Source organism: Serratia sp. HMSC15F11, from assembly GCF_001808215.1.
GTDB classification, from domain to species: domain Bacteria; phylum Pseudomonadota; class Gammaproteobacteria; order Enterobacterales; family Enterobacteriaceae; genus Serratia; species Serratia nevei.
Map to the genome: position 1 here is coordinate 93,716 of NZ_KV792450.1, position 21,359 is coordinate 115,074.

Genomic DNA, 21,359 nt, shown 5'->3' on the forward strand with positions numbered 1-21,359 from the left:
CATTGAGGCCGGGCATCGCCCGGCCTTTCTTTTACTGGGGAACCAGCAGCTCGGTCGCCACGATCACCACCACCAACCCGACAATTACCGGCACCGAAGTGCGTTTCACCACCTCGAACGGCGAGATTTTCGCCATGCCGGAAACCGCCACCACCACGCCGGAGACCGGCGACAGCGTGCGGCCGAGGTTAGACGCCTGCAGCATCGGGATCACCAGATAGGCCGGATTCACGCCCATCTGCGCCGCCAGTTTCGGGATCAGTTCAACAAACGCATAGAACGGCGCATTGCCGGAACCGGTGGTCATGGCCGCCAGCATGGTGATCACCACCAGCACCAACATCATGATCAAACCGCCGGTGCCGAACGACTGCGCCAGCCCGATCAAGCCGCTGATAAAGCCGACGGTGCTCAGCCCCTGCGCGAACACACCCGCGGCCACCAGCAGCATCACCACGCTGGCGAAAGCGTCCGCCATGCCGCGATAGGCCACTTCCAGGCCGCTGAATACCAGTTTGGCGCTGAAGCTGCGCACAAACTCGATCACGGCCGCCAACAGTATGCACCCGACCAGTACGGTAATGATATGCAGCTCCGGCCCCCATTTTCCGTCGAAAATCAGCACGCCGAGGATCGGCGTAAACGGCAAAATCGCATAAAACCCCGGCGCGTGGGTGTTGATTTCGCTGACGTCCATGATGTGATGCTGTTCATTGTTCTTTTTGTCGAGATAGCGCTGCCAGAAAAAGTGCGCCACGGCCATGCAGACGATGGCGGCAATCGAGATCGGCAGCGTGGTTTTGAACGCGAAGTCCACCAGCGGCATCTCCGCCGCCTTGGCCGCCAGCACCACGTCGCCAGAGGTCGGCGCCAGGATAATCGCCGCCGGCGAAGCGCAAATGGCCGCCGCCGCCCCGCGGCTGATGCCAACGTTCACCATCAACGGGAACAGCGTCGCCATCAGCAATACGCCGAGGCCGGTGGCGGAAGAGACCGCCAATGACATCAGGCAAGCGACAAAATAGGCCGCCACCATCAGCAGATAAGGCGAGTTGATCATCTGCAACGGGCGCGAGGCCAGCTTGACGACCACGTCGTTGGCGCCGATATGCGTCATGTAAGCGGCGAAACCGCACAGCATCATGATCATCATGCCCAGATCGCCGCCGCGGCTCATCAACAGAATCTTGACGTATTCGATCATGTCGGTCGCGCGCCAGCCGGTAGACGCCGCGCCGGACGGCAACAGCGTTTTCCCCATCAGGGCGCTGATACCGAGCAGCAGTAACCCGCCCACCATCAGAACGCCGGTGGCGGAATACCCCTTGATGATGTAACGGCCCACGCCCGCCGCCACTACGGCGCCAATAAGAAGCTCTATCATGTTTCCTCAACTCGTCATGTTTTCGCGCTCAGGCGCATAGTCATAGCAGAACAGCCCCTTACTCTGCACAATCTGCGCGCGAGTCTTCATGACCTTCATCAAGGTAACGGAGAGAAATTATCGCGGGAAACATCGAGATTGACGCGGGCCACAATGCGGCCCGCGTCAGATGAGATTACAGCTTGTCGAGCAGCTTCTTCAGATCCTGGCCTTCGCGCGAATCCTTGTTCTTTTCAGCCCATTTGTTCAACGCATCCTTGGCCCGATCCTGCAGCGTTTTACGCAGCACTTGATCGACCTGCAGTTGATAATTCAGCTGTTGCCAAGGCCCATAGACCCGCAGCGGTATCGGCGTTTTTTGCAGTTGCTCAATCAGCTCACCGCGCCCTTGCCAACCGCCGGTGACGCGCACGTTGAGCGCCATGTCGCACTGTTTGCCCGGCATATCGATGCTGCCGGCGCCGGTCAGCGCCAGCAAAGGCGAATCCGCCGTCAGGCCGCTGAGTTTGACCGTGCCCTGATTCAGGCTGGCCTGTGCCGAGACGCTTTTGACTTCGGTATAGCGCTGATAGCTGTCTTGCCCACGTACGCTGTTATCATTACGCGCCACCGCCTGCTGAATCAGCTGCTGAATATTCAGGCCGTGCAGCTGCGCATCCTGCATCGCCAGCTGCGCCGTACCGCGCCAGCGGCGCTCAAATGCCTGTAAAGAGAGGCGATCGCCGGTCAGATCCCCTTTCATGCTGAACTTGCCGGTGAGCATCTGCGGCATATCGAATGCCTTGAGCACCGTGCCGAGCTCAACCTGATTCAGCACCGGTTGCACGCTTATCACCGGTTTATTGCCGCGCGCGTCGAGCGTTCCCGGCAAGGAAAAATCTCCGCCGGCCAACTGCCCGGCAAGCTTGTGCAACGTCAGCAGGCCGCGTTGGTTGTCCGCCGTAACGGCCAACTGGGTAACGTTCATACCGCGATAGGTTACCTGTGCCGCCTGCAGGTTCAACTGTGCAGTGAAATCGCGCAGCGCCTCCAGGTTTTGCTGCCTATCGTCAACCTGGCTGGCGATCACCGGCGCGGAAGTCACGGCGGGCTGCTCGGCGGTCGTGGTGCTGGATTGCCAGCCGGAAAGCGCGTCGAGATCGAGGTTTGCCGAATTGAGGTTCACCACATAGCCGGGCACTGCCCCCAGCGTGGCGCTGATATTGCCGGTCAACTGACTGTTATTGGCGCTGACGTTCAGCTGGCTGACGGCAATCTGCGCCGGCGTCTGCTGATAGACCACCTGCGCATTACCCTCTCCCTGAATACCGCCGTTCAGAATATCCGCGCCCGCCAGTTGGTAATTGAACTGGGTCACTTTGGCGCCAATCTGACGTGGGAACTGCTGCAGATCGACATCGGCCGCCATGCTGAAGATCAGGTCACGCTGATCGCGGTTGACCCGGCTGGAAAGTTCCAGCTGCGCCCGGCGTTTTTCCGTTTGTTGCAGGGTGAGATTGATATCCCGGACATTGATTTGTTCGTTATCGGCACGCTGCCAAATCAGCAGGCTGTCCACCACCCGAAGGTTATCGATATCGAACTTCCAGGCCGCGTCTGCCGCGTCAGTACCGCTACCGGCGGGTGCGATTGGGGCATCCACCTGCGAGTGCTCTTCGCTGTCGGGCGTGAGGCGGATAACCGCGTTTTTCAACATCACCTGCTTCACAAACAGCTGATGCGACAGCAGCGGCAACAGTTTGACATCGAGGCGCATATTTTCCGCACTCACCACCGGCGCTTTGGCACCCGGTGCGGTTAGCGTCATGCGGCCGGCCAAAATGCTGAGCTGCGGCCAGATGTGCCACCGCAGATCGCCTTCGAGCGTCAGCTGGTAGCCGCTCTTCTGCTCGACCTTTTTGACCATGTAGCCGCGAAAATCATTCGGATTGACCAGCAGTACCAGCGCGGACATCCCCGCCACCACGACCACCAGTAAAATCGCCAATGTCGTCAGTAATCTTCTCATGCCACCCTCTTGTCAGCGCCACACCGACGGTGCATCCCGCGCCGTTAATCCTTGTCGATTCGACTGGCTACTGCGCCCTGCTGATCGCGATATTTTGCGTCCTGGCGGCTGTTGTATGGCCGGGCCGCCGGGCCGGACAACGGCTCAAAGCTCAAGGCCCCGATCAGCATCCCCGGCCGCAGCGCCAGCGGCAGCTTGCCGGAGTTGTAGAACTCCAGCACGATGCGCCCATGCCAGCCCGGATCGATACGGTGCGCGGTCACGTGCACCATCAGCCCCAGGCGCGCCAAAGAAGAACGGCCGTCGAGCCAACCCACCAGATCGTCCGGCAGCGTCACGGATTCGAACGTCACCGCCAGGGCCAGCTCGCCGGGATGGAGAAAGAACGCCTCGCCTTCCGGCAGGACAATCTCGTCGCTCATCACACGATCCAGCGCGGCACTAACTTCATCTTTCGGCCCGCTAAGATCGATAAAAGGCGCGGTATGGCCACTGAACACGCGAAACTGATTGCCCAAACGGACATCTACTGTGGCTCCGTTGATGCGTTCGAGCGGCGGGCGCGGGGAAATCACCAGTTTCTCGCTATCCAGCCAGGCTTCTATATCGCGGTCGCACAGTCTCATGTCTTTCTTCTCCATCAAAACGCGTCACTAAACAAAAATTGCCACACAACGGGCGAAAGGTCTACGCCGGGGTGCAAATAGTTGGCCGCCGGCCGGAAATGCACATTTCCGGCCATTAAGCGGCATTATTCAAAGAATTGGCTGATTTTGGCTTTCAGAATATCGATCGCGATGCGGTTCTTGCCACCGCGCGGGACGATGATATCGGCGTATTGTTTGGAAGGTTCGATAAACTGCAGGAAAATCGGGCGCACGGTCTTCTGGTATTGCGCCATCACCGAATCCATCGAGCGGCCCCGCTCGTTGACGTCGCGCTTCATGCGGCGCATCAGGCAGATATCCAGCGGCGTGTCGACAAAGATCGAGAAGTTCATCTCCTGGCGCAGGCGGATATCCGTCAGCAGCAAGATCCCTTCCAGAATAATCACTTTTTTAGGTTCGAGATGGACGGTTTCTTTCTTGCGCGTGTGTTCGGTGTAGCTGTACAGCGGCAGTTCGATCGCCTTGCCGGCCTTCAGCATCTGCAGATGCTGGAACAGCAGGTTGTGATCCATGGCGCTCGGGTGGTCATAGTTGGTTTTGACCCGTTCTTCCATGGTCAGGTGAGTCTGGTCTTTATAGTAACTGTCTTCTGGAATAACGCCGATGTGCTCATCGCCGACCTGCTCGCGGAGTTCGCGGTACAACGTGCTGGCAATAAGGCTTTTTCCGGAGGCAGATGCGCCAGCTATACCAATAATGACGCACTGATGCGGATTGTCAGTCATAAAATTAAAGACCTGATTTCGTAATGTGAAGGGGGGAACTAAAACGCGACAATTATAGGGAGTCGTCGGGGTTTGCGCCAGCCTTTAACAATGCCTAAACGCCATCTTTTCCCGTTCTTTTTTAGTCGATACCGAATATCAAACATTGCTTTTCAGAACTTTTACTCTACTTATTTTTTACCGCTCGGAGTACTATCCCGCGCTTCCTGCTTAGAAGATCGTTTATCTATAAGGTCTTGAAGGCAACCTTGAATACATCACCGCGCGTTGTTCTCATGAAGGTTTTTCCGTAATGGATTGGTATTCCCTGACTTTTTTCGGCGACAGCATGTTACTGCTGCCTTCCGGAATCATTGTTTTCGCTATCCTGATGTTTGTCTGTCGGGATTGGAAGCAGACGGCCCAATGGGCGCTGCTGTTCGGTGGCGTAGGCGCCATCGTGTGCGCCTCCAAACTGGCTTTTATGGGTTGGGGAATCGGCATTCGTGAACTGGATTTCACCGGTTTTAGCGGGCACTCCGCACTTTCCGCCAGTATTTGGCCAGTGATGATGTGGCTACTGACCGGCCGCTTCTCCACTGCCGTGCGCAAAACGGCCGTGCTGAGCGGTTATGCGCTGGCGTTGTTGATAGGCTACTCTCGCCTGGCCATCCACGTACACTCCGTTTCGGAAGTCATCAGCGGCCTCGCATTGGGGGGGGCCGCCAGCAGCGCATTTTTATGGCTGCAGCGCAATATTGCACCGCCAGCCCTGTCATACCGAAAAATCGCTGCCGCCTTACTGCTTCCTCTGTTGTTGATCAACAACGGCACGATAGCCCCGACCCAGGGACTGCTGGAGTTTATCGCCGTCAGCATCGCGCCGATAGATAAACCTTTCACACGTGAAGATATGCACGCCAACGTACCCGTTGCTTATAACACCCTCAACTCACGCTCCGCCCAATAAAAAAATCCCGGGAGCCCGGGATTTTTCCATGTGCCTCTTGCCGATTACAGCGCGCGGAAAGCAATCTCCGTCGGGATCGCCTCGCCCTGCCAATACATCTGCGCGGCCACGCGGCCGGCGAGCTGACGATACATCTCGGCGAATTCGCTGTCCGGGCGGCTGATCACCGTCGGCGTACCGCGATCCAGGTCTTCGCGCAGCGAGATATGCAGCGGCATCTGCCCCAGCAGACGGCTGTGGTATTTCTGCACCAGCTTCTCGGCGCCGCCGGTGCCGAAGATCGGCTCATGGTGACCGCAGTTGCTGCAGATGTGCACGCTCATGTTCTCCACGATGCCCAGCACCGGCACATGCACTTTCTCGAACATCACGATGCCCTTGGCGGCATCCAGCAAGGCGATATCCTGTGGCGTGGTGACCACCAGCGCGCCGGTCACCGGAATGTTCTGCGACAGCGTCAGCTGGATGTCACCGGTGCCCGGCGGCATGTCCAGCACCAGGTAATCCAGATCCGGCCACAGCGTATCCTGCAGCAGCTGCATCAGCGCCTTGCTGGCCATCGGGCCACGCCACACCATGGCGTTATCGTCGGTCACCAGGTAACCGATGGAGTTGGTCGCCAGGCCGTGCGCCACGATCGGCGCCATGTGCTGACCGTCCGGCGAGGTCGGCCGCTCATGTTCGGTACCCAGCATGTTGGGGATCGACGGGCCGTAAATGTCGGCGTCCAGAATACCGACTTTGGCCCCTTCGGCGGCCAGCGCCAGCGCCAGGTTGACGGCAGTGCTGGATTTCCCCACCCCGCCTTTGCCGGAGCTGACGGCGACGATGTTGCGCACGCCTTTGATGCCGGCCTGGCCGTTGGCGCGTTTCAGCGTTGTGATGTCGTGTTTCAGCTTCCAGTCGATGGCGGAAGCGCCGGTCACGCGCAACAGCTCGGGGCCGACGCTCGCCTGCAGCGCCTCAAAACCGCTCTGCCAGGCAAACGGCATCGTCAGTTCGATATGCAGCACATCGTCCAGCAACGCGCAGTGATGAATAGCCTTCAATGCGGTCAGATTGTTTTTCAACGTCGGGTGTTCAAAGGCGGCCAGTACACCGGTCACCAGGGCGCGCAGAACTTCGGGGTTGGTCTGCTCAGGGGATTTTGCGTTCATCCCGGCTCCTTGATTTTGAATGGGTAGCTTCCGGCTAAGCATATCAGAACTGCCCGTCGGCTGGCGCGTATAACCTGTAAGAAACCGCCCTAGCAGCGAAGGGCGCGATCGGTTAACATCGAAGGCCCTTTTATTCATTACAGAAAGCAAGTTCTCACTATGGCTCAAGTCGCGAAAAAATTATTGGTGACGTGCGCGCTACCGTACGCAAATGGTTCCATCCATCTCGGCCACATGCTCGAGCACATCCAGGCGGATATCTGGGTGCGTTACCAACGAATGCGCGGCCACGAAGTGCATTTCATCTGCGCGGACGACGCGCACGGCACGCCGATCATGCTGAAAGCGCAGCAACTGGGCGTGAAACCGGAAGAAATGATCGCGGAGATGAGCCAGGAGCACCAACAGGATTTCGCCGGCTTTGGCATCAGCTATGACAACTACCATTCGACCCATAGCGATGAAAACCGTGAGCTGTCCACCCTGATTTACAGCCGCCTGAAAGAAAACGGTTTTATCAAGAACCGCACCATTTCTCAGCTGTACGATCCGGAGAAAGGCATGTTCCTGCCGGATCGTTTCGTGAAGGGCACCTGCCCGAAATGCAAATCGCCGGATCAATACGGCGATAACTGCGAAGTGTGCGGCGCCACCTACAGCCCGACGGAACTGATCGATCCGAAGTCCGTGGTTTCCGGCGCGACGCCGGTGATGCGCGACTCCGAGCACTTCTTCTTCGACCTGCCGGCCTTCAGCGAAATGCTGCAGGCGTGGACGCGCTCCGGCGCGCTGCAAGAGCAAGTGGCGAACAAGATGCAGGAGTGGTTCGAATCCGGCCTGCAGCAGTGGGACATCTCCCGCGATGCGCCTTACTTCGGCTTCGAGATCCCGGATGCGCCGGGCAAATACTTCTACGTCTGGCTGGACGCGCCGATCGGCTACATGGGCTCCTTCAAGAACCTGTGCGACAAGCGCGGCGATCTGGACTTCGACGAGTTCTGGCGTAAAGACTCCACCACCGAGCTGTATCACTTTATCGGCAAGGACATCGTCTACTTCCACAGCCTGTTCTGGCCGGCGATGCTGGAAGGTAGCAACTTCCGCAAACCGACCAACCTGTTCGTGCACGGCTACGTGACGGTGAACGGCGCCAAAATGTCCAAGTCGCGCGGCACCTTCATCAAGGCCGGCACCTACCTGCAGCATCTGGACGCCGACTGCCTGCGCTATTACTACGCCGCCAAGCTCTCTTCACGCATTGATGACATCGATCTCAATCTGGAAGACTTCGTGCAGCGCGTAAACGCCGATATCGTCAACAAGGTGGTGAACCTGGCGTCGCGCAACGCCGGCTTTATCAACAAACGCTTCGGCGGCAAGCTGGCCGACAGCCTGGCCGATCCGGCACTGTACCAGACCTTCGTCGACGCGGCGCAGAGCATCGCCGAAGCTTACGCCGGCCGCGAGTTCAGCCGCGCGATCCGCGAAATCATGGCACTGGCCGATCTGGCCAACCGTTACGTGGATGAGCAGGCACCTTGGGTGGTGGCGAAGGAAGAAGGCCGCGACGCCGATCTGCAGGCCATCTGCTCGATGGGCATCAACCTGTTCCGCGTGCTGATGACTTACCTGAAGCCGGTGCTGCCTTCGCTGACCGAACGCGCCGAAGCGTTCCTCAACGCCGAGCTGAGCTGGGACGCAATCCCGCAGCCGCTGCTGGGCCACCAGGTGAACGCATTCAAAGCGCTGTTCAACCGCATCGATCTGGACAAGGTCAGCGAAATGGTCAACGCCTCGAAAGAAGACATGGCCGCCGCCAAGCCGGTGACCGGTCCATTGGCCGATGATCCTATTCAGGAAACCATCACCTTCGACGACTTCGCCAAGGTGGACATGCGCATCGCCCTGATCAAGAGCGCCGACTTTGTCGAAGGCTCCGACAAACTGCTGAAGCTGCTGTTGGATCTGGGTGGCGAATCGCGCCAGATCTTCTCCGGCATTCGCTCCGCCTACCCGGATCCGAAAGCGCTGGAAGGCCGCCTGACCATCATGGTCGCCAACCTGGCGCCGCGCAAAATGCGCTTCGGCGTTTCGGAAGGCATGGTGATGGCGGCAGGCCCCGGCGGGAAAGAGATCTTCCTGCTGAGCCCGGACAGCGGCGCGCAGCCTGGCATGCAGGTCAAGTAACCGCGCCGGCGCGTTACATCAAGGGTCGAGCTTGCTCGGCCCTTTTTAATGCCTCAAACCCAACGTTATAAACAGTAAGAAAAAGTCATAACCGCTCTGATTCCCTCGCCCGCCGCATCTCGCTATGATGCTCCGCAACAACAAATAGACGTCCAGACAGAAAGACTGCTATAACAGACCTTCACCGGGACCGTTTACCCGCTTTTTTGGAGCCTATAATAATGAAAATTCTCAAGACTTCGCTGCTCGCCCTCAGCCTGCTGGCCGCCCTGCCGCTGCAGGCGGCGGAAAACGCCGCCGTGCCGGCCGCCATCGCTCAGCATCAGGGGCCGGTGCGCATCGCGGTGATCCGCAACCTCGGATCCGACGACAACACCACGCAATTTTTGGCGGGCGCTATTCAGGAAGGACGCAAGCTGGGCTTCAAGGTGGACACCTTCCTCAGCAACGGCGACGACGCACGCTTCCAGGACTTCGTCAACCAGGCTATCAGCCAGAAATATGACGGCATCATTCTCTCGCAGGGGCGAGCCCCCTATTCCACCGAGTTGGTCAAACGCATCGCGGCGGCCGGCATCGCCGTCGCGGCTTTCGATACCGACGTCAACGGCAGCGTTCCCGGCGTCACCGTCTCGCAGCAGGACGACGCTTCGCTGGCCAACGCCTCCTTCGGCCAGCTGGTGAAGGATTTCAACGGCCAGGCCAACATCATCAAACTCTGGGTAGCCGGCTTCCCGCCGATGGAACGCCGCCAGGCCGCCTATCAGCAGCTGCTGAAACAGCATCCGGGCATTCACGAGCTGGAATCGATCGGCGCGGTCTCCTCCGACGTACAGGGCGATACCGCCAATAAAGTGGGCGCGGTGCTGGCGAAATACCCGAAAGGCAAGATCGACGCCATCTGGGGCACCTGGTACGCCTTCACCCAGGGCGCTTACAAAGCATTGAAAGAGAACGGCCGCACCGAGATCAAGCTGTACAGCATCGATATCTCCAACCAGGACTTGCAACTGATGCGCGAAGCCGGCAGCCCGTGGCAGGTCAGCGTAGCGGTGGATCCGAAACTTATCGGCGCAGTCAACCTGCGCCTGGTGGCCAACAAGATCGCCGGGGAAAGCACGCCGGACAGCTATCAGTTCAAAGCGACGGTCATTCCGCAGGCACTGTTGCTGGCGCAGCCGGGGCCGGTCAACGTCGCCGGGCTGGCGAAGATCATCCCCGGCTGGGGCAGCAGCAGCGACTTCGTGCAGCCGTGGTTCGCCACGCTGCAGGCCGAACACGGTAAATAATGCTGTTTTTGACGAGGCTGCCGACGCAGCCTCTGTTTTTAAACTAATTTTCGGCTTTCCCCTTCCGTCCTCGCCAAAATACGCTATGTTATCTGCATTGCCCAATAACTGTATGCATACACAGGCCTCGAATGAAGGGATTCCCCTCGCTGATTAACATGCTGCTGGCCAGTTCGCTGGTGTTGACCATCGGCCGCGGCGTGACGCTGCCGTTCATTACCATCTACCTCACCGAGCATTTCCATCTGCTGCCGAAGAGCGTGGGCGTGATCCTGGGCGTCAGCCTGACCCTCGGCATCCTTGCCAGCCTGTACGGCGGCTATCTGGTGGACAAATTCAGCAAGAACCGCCTGATCCTGCTGTCGATTTTATTGTTTGCGCTGAGCTTCTTCGCCCTTCCCTGGATCCCTCGCCCCGGCGGCGTGATCGTGGTGCTGGCGATCCTGCATACCTGTTATTCGGTGCTGAGCATCACCATTAAGGCCTGCTTCGCCGACTGGCTGCCGGTCGAGCAGCGCATCAAGGCTTTTTCAATCAACTACACGCTGGTCAACGTCGGCTGGGCGATCGGTTCTGCGCTCGGCGTTCTGGTGGCCGGGCTTAGCCCGCTGCTGCCGTTTTACCTGTCGGGCGGGTTGGCGCTGGCGACGGTGGCGACGCTAAGCCTGCGCTTGCGCGGTCGGGAACAGCGTGCAACGCCAGCCGCCGCCCCCGCGGCGCTCCCCAACTTCCGCCAGACGGTGACTATCCTGCGCAGCGATCGGCGGCTGATCTACTTCACTCTCGGCAGTACCCTGGGTGCCGTCGTGTTCGGTCAGTTCACCGGCTATCTATCGCAGTACCTGATCACCGTCTCCAGCGCCGAGTTCGCCTACAGAATCATCGGGCTGGTGATGATCGTCAACGCCAGCATCGTCATCGCCCTGCAATACCTGCTCAGCCGCGGCATGCGTCAGGAAAACATGCTGCGCTGGCTGGCGCTGGGCACGCTGTTTTTCATCGTCGGGCTGCTCGGCTTTATGATGGCCGGCCAGATGGTCTGGCTGTGGCTGGCGGCGATGGCGGTGTTCACCCTCGGCGAAATCATCGTTATCCCGGTGGAATACATGTTCATCGACTTTATCGCGCCGCCGCACCTGAAAGGCAGCTACTATGGGGTACAGAACCTCAGCGCGCTGGGCGGCGCCATCAACCCGGTGCTGTGCGGGGTGCTGCTCAGCTATGCCACGCCGCCGTTGATGTTCGTGATGCTGATCGTCGCCGCGCTGCTCAGCCTGCTGTTTTTCTTCCTTGGCCACCGGCTGGCGGAACACGCGGCGGCAACCGCCGAAGACGCGCGCTGATCCCGCCAGCAGCGGTCATTGTGGGCTGTCAACCCGCCGATCGGGCATGGCATCCATAGCGAGAATTCATGGTGCGTTCTGTGGCATGGCTCACAGTTTAATTGTATGATGAATACGTCAGTTAAACGGGAAAAGACAATGGCCAACGTGCTCACACTGTGCTGGAAATACCTGAGAGCCCTGCTCCTCATCTACCTTTGTCTGTTCGTCGGCAATGCGCTGGCGGCGCTGCTGCCGTTCGCCATTCCCGGCAGCATCCTCGGCATGCTGCTGCTGTTCGCCCTGCTCTCTACCCAGATCCTGCCGGCCAAATGGGTTAAACCCGGCTGCCATTTGCTGATCCGCTACATGGTGCTGCTGTTCGTGCCGATCGGCGTCGGGGTGATGAAATACTATGACCAGATCGTCGCGCATCTGGGCCCGCTGGTTATCTCTTGCCTCATCAGCACGCTGATGGTGCTGGTGGTGGTCGGCTATACCTCACACTATTTTCACCGCGAGCGCCGCATCGCCGGTAAACCCGACGACACGGAGGGCAACCCATGATCCATGAAATCTGGTGGTCGCTGCCGCTGACGCTGGCGGTCTATTTCGCCGCGCGCTGGCTGGCGCGCAAGCTGAACATGCCGCTGCTCAACCCGCTGCTGGTTTCCATGGCGGTGATCATCCCGCTGCTGCTGCTCACCGGCATCCCCTATGAGCGCTACTTTCAGGGCAGCAAAATCCTCAACGATCTGCTGCAGCCGGCGGTTGTCGCGCTGGCCTTCCCGCTGTATGAACAACTGCACCAGATCCGCGCGCGCTGGAAGTCGATTATCGCGGTGTGCTTCATCGGCAGCCTGACCGCCATGATCAGCGGCGGCGCCATCGCCCTGTGGCTGGGCGCCACGCCGGAAATCGCCGCCTCTATCCTGCCGAAATCGGTCACTACGCCGATCGCCATGGCCGTCGCGGACTCGCTCGGCGGCATTCCGGCGATCAGCGCGGTCTGCGTCATTTTCGTCGGTATCCTCGGCGCCGTGTTCGGCCATACGCTGTTCAACCTGTTGAAAATCACCACCCACTCGGCGCGCGGTCTGGCGATGGGTGCCGCATCCCACGCGCTGGGCACCGCACGCTGCGCGGAGATGGACTACCAGGAAGGCGCTTTCGGCTCGCTGGCGCTGGTAATCTGCGGCATCATCACCTCGCTGCTGGCACCATTCCTGTTCCCGGTGCTGCTGCACCTGTTCGGTTGAACAGGATGAAACTTGCGATACATCTCGCATTTATGTATCTCATTGCATTAATTTCATCAATTAAGAGACATTAATCACACTTTAATGTCTCTGGCCTGCCTAGAATGTTATCCCGTTAACCTGTAGAGAGACTTTCTATGCATCCGCGTTTTCACACCGCGTTCAGCGCACTGCCTGCGACACTGCAATCCGCCCTGCGGCCCTATCTGGACGTGCCTGACTTTCCGGCGATGTTCACGGCCGAGCAAGCGGCGGCGATCCGCACAGGCTGCGGGTTGGACGATGACGCGCTGGCATTCGCACTGCTGCCGTTGGCGGCGGCCTGCTCGTTAACCCCGATATCGCACTTCCACGTCGGCGCCATCGCGCGCGGGCAAAGTGGCAACCTCTATTTCGGCGCCAATATGGAATTCAGCGGCGCACCGCTGCAGCAAACCGTGCATGCGGAACAGTGCGCGGTTACCCATGCCTGGCTGCGCGGCGAGCCGGCGCTGGCCTCGGTCACCGTCAACTACACGCCGTGCGGCCACTGCCGTCAGTTTATGAATGAACTGAACAGCGGCGGCGAACTGCAGATCCGTCTGCCGGGCCGCGCGCCGGCCACGCTGGCGGACTATCTGCCGGACGCCTTCGGCCCGAAAGATCTGGATATCGCTTCGCTGTTGATGGACAAGGTCGATCACGGCCATCGGCTGGCGCTGGACGATGCGCTGACGCAGGCGGCGCTGGCGGCGGCCAATCAGAGCCACGCACCGTACAGCAACGCCCACAGCGGCGTGGCGCTGGAAACGCAGGACGGTAACCTCTACGCCGGCCGCTATGCAGAAAACGCCGCCTTCAACCCGAGCCTGCCGCCGCTGCAGGCCGCGCTGATCCTGCTGAACCTCTCCGGCGGCGATTGCCTGAACATCCGCCGCGCCGTGCTGGTCGAACCGCAAGAGGCGATCCTCAGCCAGTGGGACGCCACCCGCGCCACGCTGGCGGCACTGGGCTGCCAAAACGTCAGCCGCGCCGCGTTCTAAGCGCACCACGGCGGAGCCATCCGGTTCCGCCGCTAACAGCCCCGCCCGCCAAATACAATGCCCCAACGCCGCCAGAGAGACTTTCTTTAGTTAAAAAATCATTTGATTGTCGATAATTACGCCAACCTGGTTCATCATCTGGCAACAAATGCTGTACATCTTCTCTTTATCTCTTAGGATCGTCGGCAATAAAGTTATCTGATACGTGAAGAGTAAAACTGATGGAACTAGAATACGAAAGCAAACGCCCGCTCTACATCCCTTACGCCGGCCCGATTCTGCTGGAATTTCCGCTGCTGAACAAAGGCAGCGCTTTCACCGAGGAAGAACGTAGCCACTTCAACCTGCACGGCCTGCTGCCGGAAGCGGTGGAAACCATCGAAGAACAGGTGGAACGCGCCTACCGTCAGTACCAGGATTTCAAGAACGATAACGACAAGCACATCTACCTGCGCAACATCCAGGACACCAACGAAACCTTGTTCTACCGACTGCTGGACTCGCACCTGAGCGAGATGATGCCGATCATCTACACCCCGACCGTCGGCGAGGCCTGCGAACACTTCTCCGATATCTATCGCCGCGCGCGCGGGCTGTTCATCTCCTACCCGAACCGCGATCGCATCGATGACATGCTGCAAAACGCCACCAAGCAGAACGTCAAGGTGATCGTGGTCACCGACGGCGAGCGTATCCTCGGCCTGGGCGACCAGGGCATCGGCGGCATGGGCATCCCCATCGGCAAGCTGTCGCTGTACACCGCCTGCGGCGGCATCAGCCCGGCCTACACGCTGCCGGTGGTGCTGGACGTCGGCACCAACAACCCGCAGCGCCTCAACGATCCGCTGTACATGGGCTGGCGCCATCCGCGCATCTCCGGCGAGGAGTACCACGCCTTCGTCGAAGAGTTTATTCAGGCGGTCAAACGCCGCTGGCCGAACGTGCTGCTGCAGTTCGAAGACTTCGCGCAGAACAACGCCACCCCGCTGTTGAACCGCTATCGCGACGAGATCTGCTGCTTCAACGATGACATCCAGGGTACCGCCGCGGTCACCCTCGGCAGCCTGATCGCCGCCAGCCGCGCCGCCGGCAGCCAGCTGCGCGATCAGACCGTCACCTTCCTCGGCGCCGGTTCCGCCGGCTGCGGCATCGCCGAGCAAATCATCGCGCAGATGAAGTCCGAAGGCTTGAGCGAAGACGAAGCGCGCGCCCGCGTATTCATGGTCGACCGCTTCGGCCTGCTGACCGACAAACTGCCGAACCTGCTCGATTTCCAGAGCAAGCTGGTACAGAAGAGCGACAACCTGGCCGGTTGGGAAACCGCCAGCGACGCCATCTCGCTGCTGGACGTGGTGCGCAACGCCAAGCCGACCATTCTGATCGGGGTGTCCGGCCAGCCGGGGCTGTTTACCGAAGAGCTGATCCGCGAAATGCACAAGCACTGCGAACGCCCTATCGTGATGCCGCTGTCCAACCCGACCTCGCGCGTGGAAGCCCGTCCGGAAGACATCATCAACTGGACCGACGGCGCCGCCCTGGTGGCAACCGGTAGCCCGTTCGCGCCGGTGAGCTATAAAGAGGAGCTGTACCCGATCGCCCAGTGCAACAACTCCTACATCTTCCCGGGGATTGGCCTCGGCGTGCTGGCCTCCGGCGCCACCCGCGTCACCGACGCCATGCTGATGGCCGCCAGCCGCGCACTGGCGGACTGTTCGCCGCTGGCCACCGACGGCCACGGCGCACTGCTGCCGAATATCGACGATATTCAGGGCGTGTCGAAGTGCATCGCCATGGAAGTGGGTAAAGCGGCGCAGCTGCAGGGCGTGGCGATCGTCACCTCCGAAGACGCGCTGTCGAAAGCCATCGAGCACAACTTCTGGCGGCCGCAGTACCGCAGCTACAAGCGCACCTCGTTCTAACTGGCGCGCTAAATTGACCCAGCCCGGCACCGCCGGGCTTTTTTGTGCGACAAAACCGCCTAAAAATGCGGCGTTGCGCGTGCTTCAGGCGGTTCGCGTCTTGCGTCGTTCGGTCAGGTAAAGTAGCCTTGATCCATCTTTTTCAGCCCGGCGCGCGTAAGGCAACAACATGTGGAAACGCCTGATCATCAGCCTGTTCATCATCATTGCGGTGTTGATGGGTTCGGCTATTGCGCTGGATCGCTGGATCAGCTGGAAAACCGCGCCTTACGTCTACGACGAACTGCAGGAATTGCCGCACCGCCAGGTCGGCGTGGTGCTCGGCACCGCCAAGTATTACCGCACCGGGGTGATTAACCAGTACTACCGTTACCGCATTCAGGGGGCGATCAACGCCTATAACAGCGGCAAGGTGAAATACCTGCTGCTGAGCGGCGACAACGCCCAGCAAAGCTATAACGAGCCGATGACCATGCGTCGCGATCTGATCGCCGCCGGCGTGGCGCCGAGCGATATCGTGCTGGACTACGCCGGTTTCCGTACCCTGGACTCCATCGTGCGCACCCGCAAGGTGTTCGACACCAACGATTTCATCATCATCACCCAGCGTTTCCACTGCGAGCGCGCGCTGTTCATCGCCCTGCACATGGGCATTCAGGCGCAGTGCTACGCGGTGCCGTCGCCGAAAGACATGATGACGGTGCGCGCCCGCGAGATCTTCGCTCGCCTGGGCGCGCTGACCGATCTGTACATCCTCAAGCGCGAACCGCGCTTCCTTGGCCCGCTGATCCCGATCTCCGCCATGCACACCGTGCCGGAAGACGCCCAGGGCTATCCCGCCGTTTCACCGGAACAGTTGGTGGAGCTGGAGCACAAGCTGAAAGAAGAGAAGCAGAAAGCCAAACAGCCCTGACGCGGCAAACGCCCAACAGAAAGGCCGGCAATAGGCCTAATGCCGGTCACTTAAGCCTGACTGGTATTTTTTATCCAGTCTCTTTACGTGACGTGCAGGATGAATTGCCATAAATACCCCGAATTTCTCTGTTACTACAATGAACGGCAATTGGAGGGGCCGAAGGCGCGGCCCCTCCACCCGCCCCCTTGCTTAACACCGTCTGTCCGCCTTGCGGATACCCTCGCCTCAACCGGCCTTCTCTGGCCGGTTGCCCCTGACAACGCTGTCTTGCTCGGCAGTCGGTGATGCGCGCCAAAGGTCACCCCCCGTGCTGGCAGCTACCGGGCAACCCGGCCTTTATGAGGTTATGGCAGAGAAGAGGAATCGGAGATGAGCACCGTATTGGACGCCCTTGAAGACGCCGAACGCAGGCATAGCGCATTAGGAGAAACCGCCATGGACGGCGGTTTCAGGTGAGACAGGCAGGGACGCCTGTCGCAACCGGCCTCAATGCGCTATGGCGGAGAGAGGGAAGTTGGCAAAGCCAACCGTCTGATAGGGCAAAGGCGCGGGTTGCCAGGGGCCGCGCCTTCGGCCCCTGGCTCGGTCGAGGTGTATGAGTCTCATGGCGCACCTCACCTTTATCGACCGAAAACTGCACAAATACGTTCAGAAAAACGCTAACTAACCAGCATTAGGCAATAGGCCGGCCTTGTTGTCTGTGCTGCGGCAAATCTACTTCTTCTTGGCGTATTTCAACGAGTCCAGCGCCACGGCGAAGATGATGATGCTGCCCTTGATAATGTACTGCCAGTACGGGTTGATGCCGATATAGGTCAGGCCGTAGTTGATGACGGTGAAGATGATCACCCCGGTCACCACGCCCCACACCGTACCCACCCCGCCGGCGAAGGAGACGCCCCCCACCACGCAGGCGGCGATGGCATCCAGCTCGTACATAAAGCCGAGGTTATTGGTGGCGCTGCCGATACGCCCCGCTTCCAGCAGGCCGCCGAAGGCGTAGAACACGCCGGACAGCGCATAGATCATGATCAGGTTCAACGGCACGTTGACCCCGGACACCTTGGCCGCTTCCGGGTTGCCGCCGATGGCGAAGATGTTCTTGCCGAAGCGGGTCTTGGTCCACAGGATCCAGACGAATATGATGGCGATCAGCGCATAGAAGGTAATGTACGACAGCTTAAAGTCACCGAAGCGCAAGAAGCCCTGGGCAAAGGTGGAAAACTTCGGATCGAAGCCCGCGACCGGCGAAGCGCCGACCGAATCGTAATACAGCGAGTTGATGCCGTAGACGATGATCATGGTACCCAGCGTAGTGATGAACGGCGTCACGTTGAGATAGGCGATAATCAGGCCGTTAACCAGGCCGATCACCGCGCCGACCGCACACACCAGCAGGATGACTAGGGGAATCGACCAGGTTTCCATGTGCGGGAACACCTTGTTGACGTTATCCATCGACTGCAGCAGCGTGGCCGCCACCACCGCCGCCAGCCCCACCTGCCGCCCGGCGGACAGGTCGGTGCCCTGGGTCACGATCAGCCCCGCCACGCCCAGCGCGATGATGATGCGCACCGAAGACTGCGTCAGGATGTTGCTCAGGTTCATCAGGCTGAGGAAAGTCGGATCCTGAATGATGATGATGGCCAATAGCACCAGCAACACCACGTAAATGCCGCCTTCCTTGAAATAGGTAAATAAGGTTTTTTTATTTAGCGCGTTCATAATTCCGATCCTTAAAGGTGCAGGGAGGCGAGACGTAAGATTTCATTTTGCGAGGTCTGTTTGGTGTTAACGATGCCCGCAACCTGACCATTGCTCATCACCAAAATGCGGTCGGTGATCCCCAAAAGCTCCGGCATTTCGGACGAGACGATAATGATCCCCTTGCCCTTCTTCGCCAGTTCGGTCATCAGCTGATAAATCTCGAACTTGGCGCCCACGTCGATGCCGCGCGTCGGTTCATCCAGCATCAGGATCTCCGGCTGCGTCAGCAGCCAACGGCCGATGATCACCTTCTGCTGATTGCCGCCGGACAGCGAGCCGATATGGGTGTGATGCCCCGGCGTTTTCACCCGCATGGCGTCGATCACCCACTGGGTGTCGCTCTTCATCCGCGCATTATCCAGCAGGCCGAGCTTGTTTTTATAATTGCGGATATTGGAGATCAGCGAGTTGAAACCCACGTCGAGGTAGGCATAAATCCCGGTGGATCGGCGTTCTTCGGTCACCAGCGCAAAACCGTGGTTGATGGCTTCGTTGGCGCTGTGGTTGTCAATCGCCTTGCCGTGCAGCTTGATGGTGCCCGCCACCTTTTCGCGAATGCCGAACAGCGTCTCGACGATATCGGTGCGCTTGGCGCCCACCAGCCCGGCGATGCCGAGGATCTCGCCTTGGTGCAGATCGAAGGACACATCGCGGATCGAGGGCTGACGCAGCGACGTCAGGTTCTTCACCTCAAGGATCACCTCACCCGGCGTGTTCTGCCTGTCGGGGAAGCGCTGGCTGAGCGAACGGCCGACCATCATGGCGATGATCTTGTCCATATCCAGCCCTTCCAGCGGCTGGGTAGCGATCCACTGGCCGTCGCGCAGTACCGTTATCTCATCGCAAAGCTGAAAGATCTCTTCCATCTTGTGCGAGATATAAACAATGCCGCAGCCGCGCTCTTTCAGCTTGCGGATGATGGTGAACAGGTGATTGACCTCTTTCTCCGTCAGCGAGGAGGTCGGTTCATCCATGATGACGATTTTGGCGTCGTAGGAGAACGCCTTGGCGATCTCGATCATCTGCATCTGCGATACCGACAGGTTGCCCACCTTTTCGCGCGGGTTGATGTCGATATCCAGCTCGTCGAAGATCGCCTGGGTGTCTTTGAGCATTTTTTCCTGATCGACGAACAGGCCTTTGGTCGGATAGCGCCCCAGCCACATGTTGTCCATCACGGTGCGCTGCAGCACCAGGTTCAGCTCCTGGTGCACCATGGAAACGCCGTGCTCCAGCGCTTCTTTCGAACTCTTGAAATCGATCTCCCGGCCCTGAAACACAATGCTGCCGCTGTCTTTTTTGTAAATGCCGAACAGGCATTTCAGCAACGTCGATTTACCCGCGCCGTTCTCCCCCATCAGGGCGTGAATCGAGTGCGGGCGGACGCGTAAATTGACATTGTCCAAGGCTTTGACGCCGGGAAATGACTTACAGATATCCGTCATTTCCAGCAGAAATTCGCGTGAGCTATCGGCCATAAATACACCTGGCTTAACGATCTTGCAGTCGTAAACATCCCCGCCGGCGGTATTCCTGGTGTTGGCGCCACCGGCGGGGTCTTAGCGGGATCTCAATTCTTATTTAACAAACTGAGACAGGTTGTCTTTATCTACGCCGACGTAAGGAATACGCACGACTTTATTTTCGATTTTATATTGGGTGCCTTCGGTGGCCGGTTTGCCCGCCGCCAGGTTTTTCGCCAGCTCGAAGGTGGCTTTCGCCTGGTTGTCGGCGTCGTTCAGCACCGTGCCCGCCATCGCGCCGGATTTCACCAGCGCCAGCGCTTCAGGCAAGGCATCGACGCCAAACACCGGGATACTGGTCTTGTTGTGCGCTTTCAGCGCTTCCACCGCGCCCATTGCCATGGCGTCGTTGTTGGCGATCACCACTTCGATCTTGTTGGCGTTCGGGCCGGAGAGCCAGGCGTCCATCTTGTCTTTCGCCTGCGCGGTATCCCACATCGCGGTATCCATCTGGAGCTGCTGGGTCTTGATGCCTTTTTCGTTCAGCGTTTTCACCACGTAGGTGGTGCGCGCTTCGGCATCCGGGTGGCCCGGTTCGCCCTTCAGCAGCACATACTGGATCTGGCCGTCTTTGTTCAGATCCCAGGCCGGGTTGGCTTTCCAGTGTTTGGCGATCAGCTCGCCCTGGATCACGCCGGATTCTTTGGAATCGGTGCCGACGTAATACGCCTTGTCGTAGCTGTCCAGCGCCTTGCGGGAAGGTTCTTTGTTGTAGAACACCACCGGGATATCGTTTGCGCGCGCCTTATCGATAACCACCGGCGCCGCAGCCGGGTCGACCAGGTTGATCGCCAGCGCTTTCACGCCCTTGGCCAGCAGCACGTCGATCTGATCGTTCTGCTTGGACTGGTCGTTCTGCGAGTCATTCATCAGCAGGGTGACGTCCGGTGAAGCCTTGGCGTCTTTCTCAATAGCCTTACGCACCACCGACATGAAGTTGTCGTCGTACTTGTAAATCGTGACGCCAATACGGGTGTCAGCATGGGCTGCGGCGCCAAACATCATGGCTGCGGCCATGGCGGCCAGGGTGAAAACCTTCTTATTCATTGTCAGTCTCCGGTTCTGTGTAGGGTATTACTCGTCTTTGAGCCAATGGTCACCGGCAGTGCGCACACCCCAGGCCAGGCAATTTCCACTCAACACCTGTCGTCCGTGGATCTTGTTATTTCCGAGAAATGCTGTGTCAGCGCGAGGTAAAGGTTGCAGCGGCAAGGGCCTTTGCGCCGGAAAACGCCTAGAGCATAGACGGCGCGATGTTAATATT

General features: G+C 59.1%; 17 protein-coding genes. 9 read left to right on the plus strand and 8 right to left on the minus strand.

What is annotated here, in order from left to right; genetic code table 11:
• Window positions 1–31 precede the first annotated feature (31 nt).
• The 4 genes from dcuC to udk all read right to left on the minus strand — a co-directional run bounded on the left by dcuC (window position 32) and on the right by udk (window position 4,785).
• Complete coding sequence (gene dcuC / locus HMPREF3138_RS10895) at window positions 32–1,384, minus strand: anaerobic C4-dicarboxylate transporter DcuC (RefSeq protein WP_038881007.1); 1,353 nt, start codon at window positions 1,382–1,384, stop codon at window positions 32–34.
• Between the two features lie 175 nt (window positions 1,385–1,559).
• Window positions 1,560–3,392, minus strand: a complete 1,833-nt coding sequence (gene asmA, locus HMPREF3138_RS10900) for an outer membrane assembly protein AsmA (RefSeq protein ID WP_038881005.1) — start codon at window positions 3,390–3,392, stop codon at window positions 1,560–1,562.
• Between the two features lie 44 nt (window positions 3,393–3,436).
• Entirely contained in the window at window positions 3,437–4,018 is a 582-nt protein-coding gene (gene dcd, locus HMPREF3138_RS10905) for a dCTP deaminase (protein WP_019454407.1), read from the minus strand.
• Window positions 4,019–4,143: 125 nt separating this feature from the next.
• Window positions 4,144–4,785, minus strand: a complete 642-nt coding sequence (gene udk / locus HMPREF3138_RS10910; RefSeq protein WP_070559044.1) for a uridine kinase — start codon at window positions 4,783–4,785, stop codon at window positions 4,144–4,146.
• Window positions 4,786–5,077: 292 nt separating this feature from the next.
• Between udk and HMPREF3138_RS10915 the strand changes: the two genes are divergently transcribed.
• Window positions 5,078–5,734 (plus strand): phosphatase PAP2 family protein, encoded by a 657-nt coding sequence (locus HMPREF3138_RS10915; protein ID WP_038881001.1) that lies wholly within the window; start codon window positions 5,078–5,080, stop codon window positions 5,732–5,734.
• Window positions 5,735–5,778: 44 nt separating this feature from the next.
• Here the strand turns inward: HMPREF3138_RS10915 and apbC are convergent, their stop codons facing one another.
• Window positions 5,779–6,891 carry an iron-sulfur cluster carrier protein ApbC gene (gene apbC, locus HMPREF3138_RS10920; RefSeq protein ID WP_038880999.1) on the minus strand — a complete coding sequence of 371 codons (1,113 nt, stop codon included), beginning with the start codon at window positions 6,889–6,891 and terminating at the stop codon, window positions 5,779–5,781.
• Window positions 6,892–7,050: 159 nt separating this feature from the next.
• Here apbC and metG point away from each other — a divergent pair, with 159 nt between their 5' ends.
• The 8 genes from metG to sanA all read left to right on the plus strand — a co-directional run bounded on the left by metG (window position 7,051) and on the right by sanA (window position 16,802).
• Entirely contained in the window at window positions 7,051–9,078 is a 2,028-nt protein-coding gene (metG, locus tag HMPREF3138_RS10925) for a methionine--tRNA ligase (protein ID WP_038881902.1), read from the plus strand.
• 221 nt (window positions 9,079–9,299) lie between these two features.
• Entirely contained in the window at window positions 9,300–10,367 is a 1,068-nt protein-coding gene (locus HMPREF3138_RS10930; protein ID WP_038880995.1) for a sugar ABC transporter substrate-binding protein, read from the plus strand.
• Window positions 10,368–10,498: 131 nt separating this feature from the next.
• Window positions 10,499–11,710 (plus strand): MFS transporter, encoded by a 1,212-nt coding sequence (locus tag HMPREF3138_RS10935; protein WP_038880993.1) that lies wholly within the window; start codon window positions 10,499–10,501, stop codon window positions 11,708–11,710.
• A gap of 138 nt (window positions 11,711–11,848) precedes the next feature.
• A complete protein-coding gene (locus tag HMPREF3138_RS10940) occupies window positions 11,849–12,256 on the plus strand; it encodes a CidA/LrgA family protein (protein WP_038880991.1) in 408 nt (135 codons plus the stop codon).
• On the plus strand, window positions 12,253–12,948 hold the full coding sequence (locus HMPREF3138_RS10945) for a CidB/LrgB family autolysis modulator (RefSeq protein WP_038880988.1): 696 nt from the start codon (window positions 12,253–12,255) through the stop codon (window positions 12,946–12,948). The genes HMPREF3138_RS10940 and HMPREF3138_RS10945 overlap by 4 nt, the downstream gene beginning before the upstream one ends.
• 137 nt (window positions 12,949–13,085) lie before the next feature.
• Complete coding sequence (gene cdd / locus HMPREF3138_RS10950) at window positions 13,086–13,970, plus strand: cytidine deaminase (RefSeq protein ID WP_038880984.1); 885 nt, start codon at window positions 13,086–13,088, stop codon at window positions 13,968–13,970.
• 221 nt (window positions 13,971–14,191) lie between these two features.
• The gene (locus HMPREF3138_RS10955; RefSeq protein ID WP_038880981.1) at window positions 14,192–15,889 is read left to right on the plus strand and encodes an NAD-dependent malic enzyme; all 1,698 of its coding nucleotides are present in this window, start codon (window positions 14,192–14,194) and stop codon (window positions 15,887–15,889) included.
• A 169-nt stretch (window positions 15,890–16,058) separates the two neighbouring features.
• On the plus strand, window positions 16,059–16,802 hold the full coding sequence (sanA, locus tag HMPREF3138_RS10960) for an outer membrane permeability protein SanA (protein ID WP_004938948.1): 744 nt from the start codon (window positions 16,059–16,061) through the stop codon (window positions 16,800–16,802).
• 717 nt (window positions 16,803–17,519) lie between these two features.
• Here the strand turns inward: sanA and mglC are convergent.
• The 3 genes from mglC to mglB form a co-directional block, all read right to left on the minus strand.
• Window positions 17,520–18,530: a galactose/methyl galactoside ABC transporter permease MglC gene (gene mglC / locus HMPREF3138_RS10965; protein ID WP_004938953.1), complete on the minus strand. Its 1,011-nt coding sequence runs from the start codon at window positions 18,528–18,530 to the stop codon at window positions 17,520–17,522.
• An 11-nt stretch (window positions 18,531–18,541) separates the two neighbouring features.
• Window positions 18,542–20,050 (minus strand): galactose/methyl galactoside ABC transporter ATP-binding protein MglA, encoded by a 1,509-nt coding sequence (mglA, locus tag HMPREF3138_RS10970; protein WP_033637724.1) that lies wholly within the window; start codon window positions 20,048–20,050, stop codon window positions 18,542–18,544.
• Between the two features lie 99 nt (window positions 20,051–20,149).
• Window positions 20,150–21,142, minus strand: a complete 993-nt coding sequence (mglB, locus tag HMPREF3138_RS10975) for a galactose/glucose ABC transporter substrate-binding protein MglB (protein ID WP_038880978.1) — start codon at window positions 21,140–21,142, stop codon at window positions 20,150–20,152.
• Window positions 21,143–21,359 lie beyond the last annotated feature (217 nt).